This is a genomic window from Rhodopirellula sp. J20-39 (genome assembly GCF_057365095.1).
In genome coordinates this window covers 589007-607854 of sequence record NZ_CP195123.1, presented here as the reverse complement: position 1 = coordinate 607854, position 18848 = coordinate 589007, and the positions used below count along the sequence as shown (strand labels likewise).

The 18848-nt window shown below is 53.7% G+C and carries 7 protein-coding genes; 2 read left to right on the top strand and 5 right to left on the bottom strand.

Annotation, left to right across the window (positions count from 1 at the left end; translation table 11 throughout):
* Positions 1-42 precede the first annotated feature (42 nt).
* A complete protein-coding gene (locus ACR3ZL_RS02020; RefSeq protein WP_486173175.1) occupies positions 43-13836 on the top strand; it encodes an Ig-like domain-containing protein in 13794 nt (4597 codons plus the stop codon).
* An 83-nt stretch (positions 13837-13919) separates the two neighbouring features.
* Here ACR3ZL_RS02020 and ACR3ZL_RS02015 read toward each other — a convergent pair whose 3' ends face one another.
* From ACR3ZL_RS02015 to ACR3ZL_RS01995, 5 genes are all read right to left on the bottom strand, one after another.
* Positions 13920-14099 carry a dockerin type I domain-containing protein gene (locus ACR3ZL_RS02015; RefSeq protein WP_473649553.1) on the bottom strand — a complete coding sequence of 60 codons (180 nt, stop codon included), beginning with the start codon at positions 14097-14099 and terminating at the stop codon, positions 13920-13922.
* Between the two features lie 60 nt (positions 14100-14159).
* Entirely contained in the window at positions 14160-14357 is a 198-nt protein-coding gene (locus tag ACR3ZL_RS02010) for a hypothetical protein (protein ID WP_473649554.1), read from the bottom strand.
* Positions 14358-14557: 200 nt separating this feature from the next.
* Positions 14558-14692, bottom strand: coding sequence for a hypothetical protein (locus tag ACR3ZL_RS02005; RefSeq protein ID WP_473649555.1), 135 nt, complete (start codon positions 14690-14692; stop codon positions 14558-14560).
* Between the two features lie 136 nt (positions 14693-14828).
* The gene (locus ACR3ZL_RS02000) at positions 14829-15719 is read right to left on the bottom strand and encodes a sugar phosphate isomerase/epimerase family protein (protein WP_473649556.1); all 891 of its coding nucleotides are present in this window, start codon (positions 15717-15719) and stop codon (positions 14829-14831) included.
* Between the two features lie 569 nt (positions 15720-16288).
* Positions 16289-16447 (bottom strand): hypothetical protein, encoded by a 159-nt coding sequence (locus ACR3ZL_RS01995; RefSeq protein WP_473649557.1) that lies wholly within the window; start codon positions 16445-16447, stop codon positions 16289-16291.
* 375 nt (positions 16448-16822) lie between these two features.
* Between ACR3ZL_RS01995 and ACR3ZL_RS01990 the strand changes: the two genes are divergently transcribed.
* Entirely contained in the window at positions 16823-18136 is a 1314-nt protein-coding gene (locus tag ACR3ZL_RS01990) for a DUF1559 family PulG-like putative transporter (protein WP_473649558.1), read from the top strand.
* The last annotated feature ends 712 nt before the right edge of the window (positions 18137-18848 follow it).

The following is an 18848-nucleotide window of genomic DNA, read 5'->3' as shown; positions in this document are numbered from 1 at the left end:
GCGAGACGGCGACTGTCCATGGAGCATTTGGAAAATCGAAGATTGTTGGCTTTGTATTTGGTCACCAGTCTGGATGATGGGATCACTGAAGGTGATGGAAAGTTGACCTTGCGAGAAGCCTTGGAAGGGGCTGCAACGAACCAACTCTCGGGGGATGCGATTGCGGGCAGTATCGACGAGATCGACGAAATCCAATTCAGTCCGGCATTATTTGCTGCGGGATCCGGCACGCTTGACCTGACTGCTTCGCTGAGCCCAAATGGTGAAGAAGGGCCACTCAAGATCACCGGACCCGGTCGCGATCAATTGACAATCGACGGTGGGTTCTTGACTTCCCCAATCTTCAAAGTGTTTGGCGATGTCAACATTTCGGGAATGACGCTGACCAATGCTCGTCACTCGGCGGTAGCCAATGGAACTGTGCCAGCCCTGCTCGATCCGAGCATCGAAGTCGAGGTCTCGGCCGATGTCGTCTTGGAAGACATGGTCTTCCTCAACAACGGTGGTGCCAACGGCGGAGCAGTTGACCTAACCAATGGTTCTTTGGTTGTTCGCGAAAGTCGTTTCGAAGGCAACTCGACGCCAGGAAAAGGCGGTGCCATTTTCGTCGACCGAAGCAATCTCACAACCGTCGATGTCTTGGTGGAAGACGTTCAGTTCGTCGGTAACTTTGCTTCCGGGCGTGGTGGCGCGATCGCCAGCGAGAATGCACGGTTGACGATTCTACGAAGTGAATTTGAAAACAATACATCGTCATCCGATGGCGGCGCGATTGCTTCGGAGACGGGGGCGGTAAGCTCTTCGACACAAATTTTTGAATCGACGTTCGATTCCAACTCCGCCAATCGTCACGGCGGGGCCTTCTTTGCGACCGGCAGCGGCGAAGTCATGGTCGGAGAGAGCACGATGGCAGGGAACACCGCCGGAAGTCTAGGCGGCGGGGCCGCGTTCATGGGCGAACTGGCGGTGGCAGTCCGTTCGACTTGGGCGACCGAGAATAGTGGAATACGAGGCGGTGGCCTGTACTCGGAGAGCGACTCGATCAATATCGACAGCAGTACATTTTCCGCGAACGTTAGTTTGCAAGACGGTGGCGGGCTCGCGGTTAAAGGAAACTTAACCATGGTCAATGCCACTCTGTCGCAGAATCAGGCAGGCAATTTCGGTGGCGGACTTTGGTGGAACAAAGATCCGTTGGATCCACATTCCTCGAATTATTCGTTGATTCACAATACCATTGTTCGCAATCAGGCCAACACCAACGGTAATGCGACGGGAGATGGCGGCGGTCTAGCGATCGACGCGTCGAACTCCGATAGTCCCACTCGTTTTCGCAGCAATTTGGTCGCGGGCAACGTGACCGGAGACGAATCGGACCAGCAAGCAAGCGACGTTTACTTACTAGCCGGTAGTGCGGTGACGAAACGATCAGCCAACTTGATCGGTGATCCGAACTCCGCGGGTGGAACTTTCGGAATCATCGGCGATGAGACTGGTAACCAAATCCCACTCGATACGATCATCTTCGGCGAGCTATCCGATAATTTGGGAGGCATCGTACCTGTTCATGCATTGAAAATAGACAGCCCTGCCATCGATGCCGTTTATACTGCCACAGACTCGGTCACCAGTGATGCCCGCGGCTATCCGTTTCTGCGTCAGGATGAGCAAATCGGTCAACGCCACGCAGCCGACATGGGGGCGTATGAAGTCCAGCTTCGACCGCTAACGGCGACCACCGAAATCGTGGTCTCGACATTGCGAGACGAAAGCGACGGAGACTATTCCTTTGGAGACCTGTCGTTTCGCGAGGCGGTCGAATTGGCCAATTTGCGCACCGACAAGAGTGCGATTCGATTTGATCGCGTACTTTTACCTGATAGTGGATATCAGACAAACGCGACCAGACCCACCATCACGATCAACCCAGACCTTGGTCCGATCGAAGTCACGTGGGATCTGTCGTTGACCGGCCCCGGTTCCAACCTCCTCCAACTCAGCGGGAATCTCGAAACTCGAATCCTCGAGATCGGCTCCCTCGCGACGGTGGATATTTCTGGGGTAAGTTTCTTTCGCGGACGTGCCGGAGATGATGACTCACAGGGCGGCAGTGGCGGAGCCATCTTCAATCGAGGCAACCTGAGTCTCATCGATACGACATTTGTGCAGAACGAGTCGACAGGGACATTCTCTACTAACCTAAGCACGGATGGTGGAGGTGCCATTGCTAATGATATCGGGGGCTCCTTGGATATTCGTGATAGCGTCATTGAATTCAATACGGCAGAAGTCGGGGGTGGAGGAATCTTGAATCGTGGTGCGATGACCGTCGGGCCGAATGTTCAGATTTCGAGGAACCAAGCGATGCACCGGAGCGGTGGCGGACTGTATAATTTCCGTGGCGACTTGGCGATTATCGATTCCGAAGTGTACTTGAACTACGCGCCCGCTGGTGGCGGCGTCGCGAGCGATCTGCTCGGCAATGTTGAGATCCGTCGCAGTAGCATCACGTCTAACCGCGCCACTGCAGGCGGCGGAGGTGGGCTTCACATTCGTTCATCGCTGGCAATGTTCGACACCAATGTCTCCAGTAATCAAGCGATACCACCGCGATCGTTTATCCGGTTTGTACCAGGCGTGGGAAATGAAGAGATCGAACTTTTCGGTGCCGCTGGTGGCGGCCTATTCGTGCAAGCCAACGGAGGCGACATCTCGATCGATCGGAGCACTTTCTCTCACAATATAGCCGGCCAAGCCCGCGTGTTGGTTGAGAGTATAACGCTCGATGACGATCCCGGAACCATCGTGACCACCACGGAAGACCATAAACTTAACGATGGCGATACGGTCCTCTTGGATAATATCTATCTCCCATTTGTTCCTAGCATCTTCAGCACACAGGGAACCATCAAGCGAATTAGCGATCGATCGTTTCGAATATCCAACTCACTGCTCGACAACCAAGATTCAGTGGAACTGCGGCGAGAATTCTCCCCGTTCAACAACGACCGGTTCACGGTGACTTCCGTAAGTAAGCAGGAATTTGGTGGCTTTGGCGGCGGAATTGCGTTCGAACCTCATTCTTCGGATCGTGGTAGTATCACCGTACGCAGCACCACGATATCCAGTAACACCGCAGATGGTTTAACGCCGCTGGGCGGAGGGCTCTATGTCAATGATGTGAGCTTCCGCGATGTTCCGCTCAAAAGTGACCCAGTCATCGAAAGCACGACGATTGTAGGTAACCGCGGGAACTCGTCGGATGTCCCTGGGAGCCAGGTCTATGTTCGTGGAGCGATCGCAAGACTTTCTAACACGATCGTGGATGATAATTCGTTTGAGGTGCGAACGTATTACGAGCAAGAGACAGACCTGACAGACCAGGAGATCGACGATTTGATTGCCGAAATTCAGCCTGCCTTGTTCTTCGGATCTACTTCTTTCGTCAACTACTCTCGAGTTGAACACAACTTGGTAAGCAGTATTTCCCATGAGAACGGCTTGGCTGCGGCGCTAGCTACCTTCTCGACGAGCAATGATCAGGGCAACATCATCGGCCCGGCGAGGTTGGAGCAGTTGCTGCAGTACAACGGCGGATTCACGCCGACACAGGCGTTCCGGGGTACCGACAGTCTTGCTTTGGAATCCGGTCAACGTGACGGACTATTAGACCAGCGTGGTTTTCCCGTAACCGACAGTGATTTCACAACTATCGGTAATCCACGAGGGCCACAAAATGGCTACGACGTTGTTGACGGAATTGCCGACATCGGTGCGTACGAATCAGCCGAAGTCTTCATTCAACAATTTCACTACGACTCGCCAAACTTAAGCCAGTTCGGTACCGGCGAAGCGTTGATTGTCGGGGAAGGATTTAGCGACGGAAATAATTCGCGAGTCCGCGAGGAACCCGGCTTCCTCGGGTTGGAACTCGATCCTGATCCTTTCATTGTCGGCCCAGGCGTGGATACAGTCCTGGGTGCCAAAGTCGGTGGCGAAGCCAGGGTTGATCTCGATGGTCGCATCGGATTCGAGTACGGCTATTACGTGAACTCGGGGTCGGTCTCAACAAACTACGATGGGCTGTTTTCATATACCACTGAAACCGACTCTCAAGATTCTGACACGTTCATCATCAAGACCGGATTGAGCCTGCAGGATGGAAGCCTATTCACGGTTTCACCCCGGGTCGGTGCTTTCCTGGATATGGTATTCGAGTTTAATGCGGAGATTACCGGGGAAGCTTGCTTGGGTGCTTGCGCCGATGGCACGTTTGAGATCAATATTGATGAAAAGACACCAATCTTTTCAATCAATCGCCAGGAAGTGGTGCGCGACGACAATGACGATCCGATCCTCGACGCTCAGGGCAACCCGCAGTATTTGTATCTCAACAGCAGCGGGGCCGAAACGACGACGAAAGCGGGCAATGTGCCGAAGCTGGACGGGAATGTATTCATTGGCGAGAGTGCTATCGGCGACCTTGCCGATAGCGTCTTGGATTCCGCAGAGCAGCAAGTATTGGATCAAGCGATTGAAGCATCTGGGGGTTATCTTGCCTACTTGAACCTACAGCGAGACAACCAACGAAATGCCAAAATTGATTTAGCAACGAAGGTTGTCGGTGATTTCCTCGGGGAAGTTGATGCCGAAGACGCCGAAGAAGCATTGTCGCAGGCAAAGGATTTGTACGATGAGTTTGTCGACGCGAAGGAGAAGTTGCTTCGAGATTCAATCGAGGAAGAGAAGAAACTGACCACGAAGGGGGATCAGCCGAAGAAAGGGGTGGGAACCTATATCACGGTATCGGCCGGGCAGGCCGAAGGTGATCTGCTGGGCCTCGAATTTGAGCTGTCCCTCGGCGCTCGAAAAGGCGAACTTGCCGTTGAAAAACCACTCGGGAAACTGGCGGTTACGGTGCCCGAAATCGAGTTGGAGGATCGTGAATTCGATAACAATCAAGGTCGCCTGTCCGCATCCACTAGTGCGTTTGCCAACGGCAGCGAGCAAGATGCTCGCCGCCAGCTCGCCGCACTGAGCATCGACGTCGGTGCGATCGGCCCTCTCGGCACGTACCGTACTAGTCTGGGACCACTGGATATCGAAGCCACCACGGTTTCGTACAACGTCACGCCACGTATCAAGCTTTCCCAGGATGTCGTCGTCGAACCGTTCTTTGACGCCGATCATGCGGCTATCTTTGAGTTGACCTTTCCCGATTGTACCAGCGTCTGCACGGCGACCGTCAGCGGCGACGTTCTTGAGGGAGCGGGGACCATTTCATCGAATGCTGTCGCGGAAAATCGCCGGATCAAGTTCGTTCCCGGATCGAAGATTGAAATCGATACAAATGGAAATAAGGTCGAAGTTGCCCCCTATTTGAACATCGGTCAACGATTTAGCAACGACCTCGGAATTGACTTTGATGTGGTCGGTCTATTGGAAGTTCTGGCACTCAAACTATCGGCATTTGGGAAAGACATCATCGATGTCGGGCCGCTCATCGAAGAGACTCACACGTTGCTCGACGACATCGACTTGGGCTCCATTTTCAACGCCACGTTTGATCTCGATACGACCGACCAAGCCCTCGCAAACTTCACGCTTGATTCGAGTCCGAATCAAGCGGACAACGGCGGCCTGACCCCTGGCGATGCGATCGTGGTTGCGAGTGTCGATCCAAATTCGTCCGCACTGTCGATTGAGGATCATCAGCCAGGACAGTTTGTTAACGGGCAGACAATCACACCGACTCAGTATTTTTCGGTCTCGTTGCTCGATTCCAATGGGGTTCCCCAGCGGGATGTGCGATTCGAAACCAGCGGCAATCAGTCCCAGTTTATCCGTCCACCTTACGCGGGGTTGCAACTCGAAATTCTCGATGGAGACCTCGTTACCAGTCGATTCGACATCCCGATCCAAGGTTACACTTTCCCGGCGGGGCAGGCACCCAAAGCCTTCAAGCTAATCGGCTTCGAGAATCTGCTCGGCAGCCGCGCGATCTTCGGCCTTGGCTTCAATACCGCGTCGTCGTTCGACATATCCGCATCGGCACAAGGCGGATCTGGATTGACGGCCACAGGCGAGAACACGGAAACTCTTAACACCGGGGCAATGCGAGACGCCGGTTTGCTGACATTGATCGAGAACGACTTTGCGTTTGACATCGATGGCGATGGCATGATTTCGGTCACGACCGATGGCGAGCTTGTGATCCGATACATGGACGGGAAGACTGGAAACGCGCTGATCCAAGGTGCGCTCCGGCAGAACGCCGCCGCTCAAGGTGCCACGCGAGCCGATGCGGTTTCCATCTTGAACTATCTACGGGACTTGGAATCAAGCGGACGACTCGATGTCGATCAAAATACTTTGGTGGAAAAGGAATTCGACGGTGTTCTGATCCTTCGTCACCTGTCCGGAATCGGCTCGTCAGTCGAAAGTCTACCCGCGTTAACAGATACACCTGGCGAAGGCGCGTTACTCGGCGTGGGAGCACAACGGACGGACCCACAAGCGATTGCTGATTTCATCGACGTTGGGAATCTTATCCCGGTGTGCGCGAATCCTAATTTTGCGAAAAACACACTTTCGCGTACCAGCCGAGTAACGCCATCGGCGATTGAATCGAGCATCGATTCGTCAGCGGTAGTCGGTTCGTCACCTTACGTTCCGGTATTAACGACTTATGTCAATGGAATCGCAATCTATGGTCTCAGCACGTTTGGAACGCAAGTCGAATTCCTAAACACCTATTTGCGACGCGAAGACGATCCCGGCTCTCGGGACCTGATTCAATCTCGCGCCACAGGAACTCCTGGACGTACACTCCCTCTGCCCGCTTCGGTTTCGGATTTGCTGACCGACTTTACTGCTTTGGGCGATGCGTCATCAAGGGCTGATCTTGTCGACGATCTGAGAAGCCGATTGACGGTCGAGACGGAAACCGAGGTGATCGGTAGGGACGAGCCGTTGTTCATTCAATTGCCGGCTTCCGGCGGTTATGAGTTCTCTTTGCCCGACACGAGCAGTCACCAAGTCACGCGGCTGGTTTTTGATCCGGCTGCCGATGGGAATGCATTTCTGAATCACCTTGATCCCAGTGATGATCCCAGTGATGATCGCGATTTCACGTTGTTCATTCCAGCGACCAACGCGACTTTCCCGGTTTCGATCGAAACGCCATTCGATCTTCCCGCCGGCACAAAGACCTTTCGATTGTTCCCGCGCGGCGTCGATGAGAACGCCGATTTGGCAAAGCTGTTTGAGCCCGACAATGCGAACCCACCGGTTTTGAACCTCAACGTCGGCTTGCTGCTTAGTGGTGACACTAACGCGACCCCACTGCTGACCGTAAAAGCATTGCGAAACGAGCAGGCGAGTGTCGATACGCAAGCACATCTGGATGTTCACAATCCAGTTGATCTGCCGACTCAGATGATCTCCATCGAAGCTCCCGGTGACGTCATCGAAGTTGGTCAGACTTTCTCGGTCGACGTTTTCTATGAATTGGAATCGGCTCAGATATCACCACCACCAGCGATCCTATTTGAAATCCACTTCGATTCCGAGCGTGTCGGTTTTCAAGGCATCACTCTGGAGAACTTAGATGCTGCATTGGCCGTTCCTGGGCTAATTAATTCGACGACCGCGGCGAGTCCTGAGAACACCGAAGTGGTCCCCGACGGCGACCTAAGGACCAACCGAACGCTTGTTTTGTCCTACAACGCTTCGCTTGGTGACTGGCAACCGGGTTCAACGAATCGTCGGAAGATCGCCACCATAGATTTCTTGGCGTTAGCCAACGGTGACTCGAGTCTGCGCGTTACCGGGGTGAGTTCGGCGGATTACGATTTCGGCGGCACAACCCAACAGCGTGTGCTGCTTTCGGATTCGGTTCCCGGATTCACATTAAGCAAAAGTGCGGTCACGGTGACGGAAGCTGGGGCAACCGAAACCTTTACTGTGGTGCTGGACCGCGTTCCAGCGACCGACGTCGTCCTGAACGTTTTCAGCGACGATGATTCGGAAGCAATTGCTCAGCCGACTTCGTTGACTTTCAATCAAACAAATTGGAATATCCCGCAAACGGTTTCGGTAACAGGCGTTGACGACCTAGTTGCCGACGGTGACCAGTTTGGCTCGATCACTGTCTCGGTCGAAGATGCGATGAGTGATGACGCTTTCGATGGCATAGCGAGTCAAACGATCGCGGTCACGACTACCGATGATGAATCGACAGCGGCTGCCGTGATCCTCAGCAAGACAACGGCTACCGTCGGTGACTCCGAGTCAACCGACTCGTTTGAAGTTAGCTTGGTCGCAGCTCCGTTGTCCAATGTTGTGCTAACCGTCAGCTCGGCAAACGAAACCGAAGTCAAGGTATCGCCCTCAATTTTGACCTTCACGCCCAGCAACTGGAACGTGCTTCAAAGTGTCGTACTGACCGGTGTGAATGACTTCCTACGTGACGGCGATCAGATCACTCGCGTCACCGTCAGCGTCGATGACGCGTTGAGCGATGATGCTTTCGACGCGTCGGAGGACGTCAGCCTGCTCGTCACGTCGATCGATGATGGAGACCTATCGGACATCGTGGTTACGACTCTACTAGACGACGATGGGCCACTTGTGTCTTTGCGAGACGCGATCGAATCGGCCAACGCGACCGAAGGTCGCCAATCGATTTCGTTTGCCCCGTCAATCGCGGGTTCGACTTCGTCGATCGTCTTGACTCAAGGATCGCTAATCATCTCGGATTCGGTTTCGATCTTGGGTCCCGGAGCCGATCGAATGGCGATCGATGGCAACAGGAAACCGGAGCTCTTTTTCATCAGCGACTCAGACGATTCAAACCTGATCGACGTCACCATTTCCGGATTAACTCTGACCGGAGCATCTTCTGAATTCGATGGCGACGCTGCCATCCGATCTATAGAAAACCTGACACTCACTGATAGCATCATCGCCGACAACGAGGTGATAGCGATCATCAATGTCTTCGGAACTCTGTTGGTGGATTCCAGCACAATCTCCGGCAACACCGGTGGTGCCTTAAATGATCGGGGCACTTTGACGATCCAGTCCAGCATCATCTCCGGAAATGCAGGATACAACGGTGGCGTCGTCAACCTCGGAGACGCATCTATCCTCAATAGCCAGATCATCAACAATGTGGCAATCCAAGGTGGAGGTGTGTACAACGGGTTGGGCTCGGAACTGACGATCCGCGATAGCACGATCTCGGGCAATGCGGCAACGGGCGATCAGTACAATGGAATTGGGGGCGGAATTTCGAATGTCGGCATCCTTAGAGTCTTCGACTCGACGGTTGCTGACAACACAGCCGTGTTTCTGGGAGGTGGAATCTCGAATTATGGTGGGATGGCCCTCGTGCGGAGCAACGTATCGGACAACACGGCCGGGTCCGGAGGAGGAATTGAGATTGGGGGCGGTGCCGCAGCGATCATCAACACGACGATCTCTGGCAATTCTGCCAACTTTGAATCTGGTGGCGATGGTGGCGGCGTCTTCATTTATAGTTGGGGCGAATTCCGGCCTGTACTATTCGCCAACAGCACCATCGCGGGTAATACCGCACGAGGCGATGGTGGTGGCATCTTCAGCTATACCTCGATGACCTCTTCCCACAATACAATCATTGCGGGCAACCGCTCAGAAGGCGGTCAAGCCAGCGATATTGCGGGCGGGTATCCGCTTGAAGTGTCTTCGTCAAATAATTTGGTGGGTGTCGATAGCACACCGGGCGGTTTCACCAACGGTTCGATGAACAATCTGGTTGGGATTGATTGGAAACTGGTTTTAGAGAACGACGGAACCGATCCCATTCTGAAGGACAACGGCGGATTGACCAAAACAATCGCATTGCTTCTCAATGGCCCTGCTGTTGACGCAGGCAATAATGACAATGCCCTCGACGAAGTGATGGACCCACTCACCACTGATCAGCGAGGCGAATCGTTCGCCAGAATCCTAGGCGACTCTGTCGATATCGGCGCGTTCGAATCCACACTGCCACCACCGACTGTCGTTGTCGATGTGGTTCGTAGTTCCCTCAACGAGACGACGAATTCCTCATCCGTGACGTTCGAGTTCAGCGAAGCGGTCACCGGGTTCGGCACGGAAGATGTCACCGTCGTGGGTGGCTCGCTATCGAACCTTTTCACTGTCGATTCGGACAGTTTTACCGCCACTTTCACAGCCGATGACGACGCTGAAATATCTGGCTCGGTGACGGTTGGTACAGGTTTCCAGAACGTCGCAGGAATCCCCGGTATCGGCGGTTCGGACAGCGTGTCAGTTGACACCCGCAATCCGACCGTGAGCGTCGCATTCGATGATGCGATGATCTTGGCCGGTGGCAGCACGACGGTTCGGTTTGCATTCAGCGAGCTGCCCATTGGATTTGATCATAATGATGTGACCGTGACGGGGGGCAAGCTAGCCGCGATTACTCAAGTCAATGGCACCAATGTCTTCACGGCGACTTTCACTGCCGACTCAGGATTCAACGGCAGCGGCCAAGTTGACGTGGCGACGACGTACACTGACGCGGCCGGCAACACGGGGGCCGCTGGAACGGCCAACCTGACGGTTCGCAACCCGGGTGTCAGCGTTTCGTCCGTTAGCAACAATACGACCGAGGCGGGCGGCACAGCGACCTTCACGGTGGTTCTTAACAGCCAACCGACTGCCGAAGTCACCATCGGTCTGACTAGCAGTGATACGACCGAGGGTACGATTTCCATCACGGCTCTAACATTCACAACGGCAAATTGGAACGTCTCACAAACGGTCACGGTCACGGGCGTTGATGACTCCGATGATGACGGAGATGTCGTGTACACGATCATCACTGCCACAGCGACGGGCGGCGACTACGAAGGCGTCGGTGTCAATGATGTCAGCGTGACGAATGTGGACGACGATGAACCTGTTGTGGTGCCGACGGTGTTCGTCGATGTTGTGAAGGATTCACTCAATGATGCGGCGAAATCCTCTTTGGTGACTTTCGAATTTAGCGACGCGGTGACTGGTTTCGACATCGATGATGTGACTGCCGTGGGCGGTTCGATATCCAGTTTTGCCGCCGTCGACGCCGATAGTTTCACCGCCACCTTTACAGCCGATGACGACACTGAAACGTCTGGTTCGGTCACCGTTGGAACGGGCTTTCAAAGTTCCGTCGGCACGCCCGGAATCGGCGGGACTGACACCGTGATCATCGATACCCGAAATCCAACCGTGAGTGTCACATTTGATGAGACTTTCATCTTGGCGGGCGAGACGACGACGGTTCGATTCACATTCAGCGAACTACCGGTCGGGTTGGATAATAATGATGTGTCCGTTACTGGGGGCAGTCTCTCGACAATCACGCAAGTAGGTGTCACCCCCGTTTTCACCGCAACCTTCAGTGCTGACTCAGGTTTCGACGGAACAGGGCAGGTTGACGTCGCGACGACCTATACTGACGCGATCGGAAACGCGGGAACGGCGGGTACAGCATCACTGACCATTCAAAACCCCGTCAATGACCCTCCTGGATTCACGCTCAACACGGATGCCGCCACTGTCTCGGAGTTGGGCTCGACCGATTCATTTACCGTTGTGTTGGACGCCAGGCCGCTGACCGATGTCGTCATTGATATCACTTCCGGGGACACGGGCGAAGCCACAGTCACGCCTGCTTCATTGACGTTCACGCCCTCGAATTGGAATACGGCTCAATCCGTCACGATTACCGGCGTGGATGACTCGATCGCTGACGGACATCGGTCAACGGTTGTGACCGTTTCGGTCAACGCGGTAGCGAGCGACGATGATTTTGTCACGTTGGCCGATCAGACTGTGACCGTCACCACGATCGACGACGAACCCGAAACAACCGATGAACTCGTTTCCATCGACCTGGAGATTACGGATCTCGATGGCAACCCGATTGCTGGAAATCTGGTCACGATCGGGGACGAATTCAGGCTCAATGCGATCGTCACCGACCTGCGAGGACTCGATGCGGAAGGTGTGTTTGCCGCCCACCTTGACGTGGCGTACACCAACCCAGCCGCGTTCTCGGTGATTGCATCAGAACGGCAGCGGATTGTCTTCGCGGCCGAGACCACCGGGGGCAGTTTTGAGGTCACCTTCCAAGGAACTACGGCACCGCCGATAGCGTTTTCGTCAGACATCGAAAGCGTGGCCGCCGACCTACGCCAAGCGTTGGAGGCTCATCCTGACATTGGCAACGGAAATGTACGTGTCGTTGGCTATGATAAGTTCAACTGGTTTGAGTTGGAAATCATCTTCGTCAATGACCTTGCCGAAATGGATCTACCCGAAGTGCAAGTCGATTGGTCAAGTTTGGTCGCCTCTTCCGGGGATCCCGCAGTCACTGTTGAAACCATTGCCAATGCGGATCGCACCGAAGCCAATTGGTTCCGGAATGCTTTTATTCCCGGGCCGCATTTTCCAAATGGTTTTCAGGCCGGCGAGGGTGACGGGAATGATCCGAATGTATTTAGCGACGTCGGTTCTTACATCAGTCTAAATCCAAATCGAGAGGTCGTTGTCTCCGGTTTATTGTGGAGCGTCGATCTTCGCGCCGCCGCTACCGGGGCGATTGACTTCACGGGCAGCCCAGCGGAGGTGATTAACAACGGGTCAATTATACTGATCGGACTCGATGGACCGTCGGACCCAGAGGACGACGTCAATTATGGCTCAGCTCAGATCACGATTGCCGATGCCGAGCAGTTGCTGCCAGGAGAAACAAAGGTCACGCTTGAAGGCGGGAATGTTGTCACACGGAACAATGGGAATGTCATTCGCGAAGTCTCGCGTGACAGCGTCACCGAGATTGTTTTTCAAGGTGGCGATCAAGATGAAACGTTAGCCGTAGCCGATCTAGAATTACGCAACAACGTGGCTGTTTTCATGGGATTTGATGGAAGCGGTGGTATCGATACGTTTCGTTTGCTGGGTGAGGCACAGGCACTTGACTTGTCATCCGTCGCAACGGTATCGCTTCAGAACGTTGAATTTATCGACATTTCAGGCAGCGGCGGCAACTCGTTGAAGATGTCTGAAAGCGACATCGCGGGGTTACCCGATGATGGTCAAATGCTTCATGTGATGATGGACTTGGACGATGCCCTGGAGATTTCGGACGGGGACTTCAAAATCATCGACGCCTTGATTGTCAGTGGTCAGTTTTATGTGGAGGCCAAATCATTGAGTGGCACGTTGGTCCGAGTTGGTGGGGCCGGATGGACCAACCCGCTGGATCGCTTGGACGTCAACGCCGACCGAAGCGTGACTGCAGTGGACGCACTTAAAGTGATCAACGCGCTCAACAGCGGCGAGTTCTTTCAATCTGGCTTAGGCGCTAGTTTGATTAATCCCAAGGATATGACGGTTCCGTTCGCACTGAGTTTTATCGACGTGACCGCGGACGGCGATCTCACCGCATTGGACGCACTGCGAGTGATCAATTTTCTCAACCGTAAAGATTCAAACTCTGAACCGTTGGGTGAGCAACTGGACACCTCCCTCGTGCCCGCTCCGATTTTCGGCGTCTTAAATTTACCAAGGCAATCAACGAGATCGTCGTGGTTAGACCATGACTCGACCGAAACACTTTCAGTAACGCTTGAAAAGCTGGTTTCTGCCCAGACTGATGAACGCGATCGGGACCTTGCGATACAGGCGATAGGCGACGAGAACGCTATGGATTCGCACCCAGTTTCCGATTCGAAGGAGTTGCCGGAGAACGAGCATTTCTATGCCCTCGACGAGGTGTTCGCTCTCTTGGGCTAACCGAATTGTTCGCCAGCAGTCGCCACGGCTACGAAGAGTTCAAGTCGATCGTCTGCCGGCCGACTTCGCGTCTCAGGACGTGATTAATTGTCTTCGACGTGACCTGAGGGTTCCTTCGCAATCGAGAGTGCTGGATTGACAATCGCGTTGTCATTCAATGCATTGATGATTCTGAGTGCATCAGTTGCGGTGATGCTATCGTTGCCGTTGACGTCATTGGAGAGAACCGGACTGGTCCGGTTGAGTAGAACACGGTGCGGCATTGAAAACTCGGCTTCTTACGAAGGACTTTTCGCGATTTTTTAAGATCAGACTCTCTGATTTTAACCATGCGAACTGTCCAAACAACATTCCATTTGTTGGCGATCACCACGATGCTTGCGCCGACCGTGTGCATGCAGAAAGATTGAACGACTGCCATCGACGATCGATTTTAACATGCCCGTGATCGTCAGGGGATAACGGAAGATCGTCGTCAACGCTTCGCGAGAACCACTATCAAGTTGAGCAAGTTGCAGCACCAACAATTCCAATAAACCCTCCGGTTACGTGCCGCCACCTCTGCCACTACGGCGTACAGCAGGCCGCGCAGGCTGGCTCTTTCCAAGCGGTCGAAAATGCAGACGCTCCGCAGTTCCATTTCGTCGAAGAATTCGATTGCCGAAAGAATGTCTCCTCTGACAAATGCCAATCCGACAAACACGCTCGCCGGCCCCAGTACCTAAACCAGCTCACGCGTCTGACAATCTAGTTTGGGCAGGTCGGCCAGCGTTTCCTGCTGCAGTTCGATGCCCACATCGGCAACCAACGATTCCAATTCGCTCGTGTTGGCAGCCACCCGCTGTAGCCGTCTCATCTCTCGAGTTTCTCGTCGGACGGCCGCGCGGTGATGCACGTACCGCCAACGGAACATGAGCCCGGCAAACCTTGATGTGACGCTCGTGAATCGAACGAGAGGTTTGTCACTTTGCTTTTTTGCCCCCTTGGCTCTCTCATGCCAAGGCGGTCCTCAGCTGTTCATGTGCACCTGGAATATTCTCGTATGGATTCTCCTCTTCATACTCCAGCACCACGGATCCTTGGTAACCGGCATCCTGCAGGATCTTGCCGATGCGGTTGATGTCGGCCGGGTACTTGGTTCCATCAGGCTGCTTCATCATCGTCTTGACCTGAACATTGACTGCATAGTTAACGCATCTCTCCAGGTCACGGTAGGGATCATCACTTCGGAAGTTGCCAGAATCAAGATTGATGCCGATCCATTTGCCGTACTCGGTATCATCGATGCGTTTCATGATTTCTAGCATTTGATCTGACGTCAGATTGCCGTGGTTTTCGATCCCTAGAAAGATGCCTTTTTCGGCTTCGATTCTGGCGCACTGATCAATGGAATCATCGGCTTGTTGCAGACGAGTCGAATCCTTGGCCAGCTCGGTTCCCTTACCAGCGAAAAAACGAATGTGCGGTGCACCAAGGAATGCTGCGCGATCAATCCACTCTTTCGCCGACTCGATTTCGGCTTTCAGTTTGTCGCTGCTTCCGGTGGTGAAATTGTTACCGATAGCGGTCCCGCAAATCGATAGGCCGCGTCGAAAAGCTTCATACTTTATGTTTCGATAGTATTCGGCGTCGGCGTTGGGCTGGAAGAAGTAGCTGGTTAGTTCCGCTGCATCGAATCCCTGTTCCACGCAATAGTCCAGAAATCCCACCATGTCGATAGCCGGCCCGTCCGCGGCTGGCACTTGATCCTCGCCTTCCTTGAACGAGAAGTAATCTCTCAATGAGTACGCCGCCAAGCCAACAAGAAAGCGAGGCGGACCGGTCCTCAAAATGGGGGCACGAGCTTCAGGTGAGCGTAACGGGAAGCAGGCCGTCGCGGACAAGGAAATGCCGCCTACGGCATAAAGGAAGTTTCAGCGACGCATTTTTCGGACTCTAGCGGAGCTGTTGAAAAGTGTTGGTTAGCGGGATTGCGAATGGCGATCGACCGGCACGCTTTGGGACGGATCGTTCAAGCGTTGCACTTTGTCCGTTCGCGTCCAGGGCTTTGCAGAATGAGACGCCGTGGGGCTTCACGAGATGCATTTCTTAATGAGGCTTTCCTCGTAGGTACAAGCTTTTCGTCCCGCTCATGATGGATCTTGCCCCGGTGGGAGGCTGTGATCGTGGGGCTTTTTGATCGACGCGTGCCCTGAAAACGTGTCGGTCACCCTTTTCCTGATCGCGAAACTATTCGCGTAGTGAATTGGCCGGCACAAGTTATTGGCAGGAAGGATCTGCCAGATAATGGTTGGCACCGAACGATCCCCACACCACGCCTCCACGCAACATTACGACTATTTAGAATCGTTGCGGATTCCGCCCAAAAGCGAGCGAATTCTGGAACAACGTAGACCGCATTAGTTCGCACGCTACCTGATAACGTTGACTAAGTACCCTTCACGCCAGCGGCTCATTTGTCTTGGTCGCCGATGTCGATAACAAAGTCGACCATCGCAATTGTGTTGGACGATCCATCTATCACATCTCGAAATTTGCTATCGATCTCTGGCTGCCTAATACCGCGAATAGCAGCTTGAACTTTGATGATGGTCGTCGACGTCGCAGTCAAGGATTCATCGAACGGGTGGTAAGTATTACCTACCTCAAGGAAGCAATTATCAAATACCTTTAAGGGCGTCCTGCGGTCATCATTGTAACTCTTGCCAAGCTTTGTTGGTCTCTCTGCCTCTCAAACGAGCAACAACTGTATCCAAGCAAACGTTGCGATCAGCCAGTAGGCACTGATGCCCGCTATTTAAGCTTCGCTTATTTTGATTTCCCCTTATTATCCGTCAATGAAGAGTCGCTAACCTTTAGGCAGTCAAAAACGCCTTGCGTTCCAAACCGGTATGCAACGTGCGAAGTGGGAATTCAATAATCAAGGCGCACCACACTACGGGTACGCCATACAGTCCTTTCCCACTACAAGCTGGAACAATTTTCGATGTCTGTTACAGACCTCCCTTCCCCCTCTGGGTACACCCCCGAGTCACACCCGTCACTCCGCCTTCGCACAGTCCAAAATCGCCAGGGCTTCACTCTTGTTGAGCTATTGGTGGTGATTGCCATCATTGGTGTACTTGTGGGCTTGCTACTTCCTGCGGTCCAGGCGGCACGTGAGGCAGCACGTCGAATGAGTTGCAGTAACAACATGAAGCAGCTCGGTTTGGCTGTTCACAACTATCACTCTGCTTACAAGCAATTGCCTCGCCAGTTCGGTGGTACTTTCGGATCATTTTCCAGCGGCTCAGCTGCCAATAACCAACGACGGTACGCTCCCGGTCACAATAGCGGTGAACTGTCGGCACTAGTCGGGCTCACCCCCTTTGTCGAGCAACAGGCATTGTGGGAGCAAATCTCCAATCCCTTCAAAGCGACTTCTGGAAACATTTACCAGCCCATGGGGCCATATCCGGGACGGACCTTGGCCGAGTCAGTGAATTCGGCTGCTGGTATCTACGATCCCTGGATTACAGAGATACAGACACTGAGATGTCCGAGCGATCCAGGGGTTGGGCTACCTGCTCACGCCCGCACCAACTATGGAGTCTGCTTTGGTGACGCGATCGATCAATCCAACGCGAACTATTACCATCCTTACAACGGATCGGTGATGGCGACCACGACAACACAGACTGCCATTCGGACGGCGTCCCGTGGTATGTGGCAGCCTGAAATCACTGGCAAATTCCGGGATGTGCTAGACGGCTTGTCAAACACGATCGCCATGGGAGAGTTCATCACTGATCTCGGTGACGGTGACAAGCGTTCGGCTTTGGTTCGAGGATCCGGAAACGGTGCCGATGTTCAGCGTACTGGTGGTGCTCTTGCGTGCGAAGGTTTCGTTGACCCAGAGCGTCCGCGTTTCTGGGACGATGGGGCGACCATCCTTCAAAGTGGTGCCCCCGAAAGAAGAAGGGGCTACAAGTGGTCTTCAGGATACACGCTTTACACCGGCTTCTTCACCGTTTTGCCGCCCAACCGAGAGATGTGCTGGCGTGGTCCTGACAACTTCCGCGAAGGGATCGCCCCGCCAAGCAGCAACCACCAGGGAGGCTGCCATATTTTGATGGGCGACGGTGCGGTTCGATTCATAACCGATTCGATTGACTCAGGGGGACTGTCCTCCCGGGCCATGGTTTCAACGTCAGCCAATAACAATGATCCTCTGTCGGTTGCCGGCGCGGCCAGTCCATTCGGTCTCTGGGGTAACCTCGGAACCCGTGGCGGAAGAGAAGTCATCTCCGAGGAATTCTAGTTCCTCTTGCCGAACACTGTCGCTGCGGCGGCGTTTCACAAATCTCAATGCTCTATGTGCCAGCCGGGGTGTTCCTGGCTGGTATTTTTATCAACCTAAAGAAGAAGAATGAACGCTATGAAATTCACAATTGCACTATTTCTGACAGCCGCATGCATCAGCCTCTCGGGCTGCCAGGCAAAGGTGACAGAAGCCTCGTACGATTCAAATGATATCGAGGCCTATTTAGACGAACATCCCGAACTTAAAAATATGGAATCGGGATCTGTCGCAGGGGCTTGAAGTGGGGGAGGTTATTTGCCGCACAGGAAGTGCTAGCAAGCCTCGCGTTATGTTCGCGAGCATCTCCAACTCTGGTCAGAGTTTGAAACAACGGCGAAGCTCCGCTGAAAGGGTGTCTAACTGCATCACTCTTTCAGGGAGACTTCACCGTGAAAGCTCAGTCAATTAGTTCATCGGACAACGTTCAAAAGCAGACTACTCTTGGCCAAAAAATGTGCTTTGGTTGGCTGCGAACTGAGGATGGAATCCCTCAAATCGGCGACGAGATTGGGCACCGGTCTCGATATCAAAACAGATCCCAGCGATTGTCGTCTGGCTGTTCATTACGCGGGTACTTTCGGTCGACCCTTGCTGCCAGCGGGCCTTCACTAGCATCAACACGTAACGTGTTGCCCGCGGCTTACAGAAACTTGCAGCGAAACAACAGCTT

Excerpts from the sequence above, each read along its gene's own strand:
- ACR3ZL_RS02015 (WP_473649553.1), bottom strand. The coding sequence starts at position 14,099 with ATGCCGCACCGTGTTCTACTCAACCGGACCAGTCCGGTTCTCTCCAAT.
- ACR3ZL_RS02005 (WP_473649555.1), bottom strand. The coding sequence starts at position 14,692 with ATGAGACGGCTACAGCGGGTGGCTGCCAACACGAGCGAATTGGAATCG.
- ACR3ZL_RS01990 (WP_473649558.1), top strand. The coding sequence starts at position 16,823 with ATGTCTGTTACAGACCTCCCTTCCCCCTCTGGGTACACCCCCGAGTCA.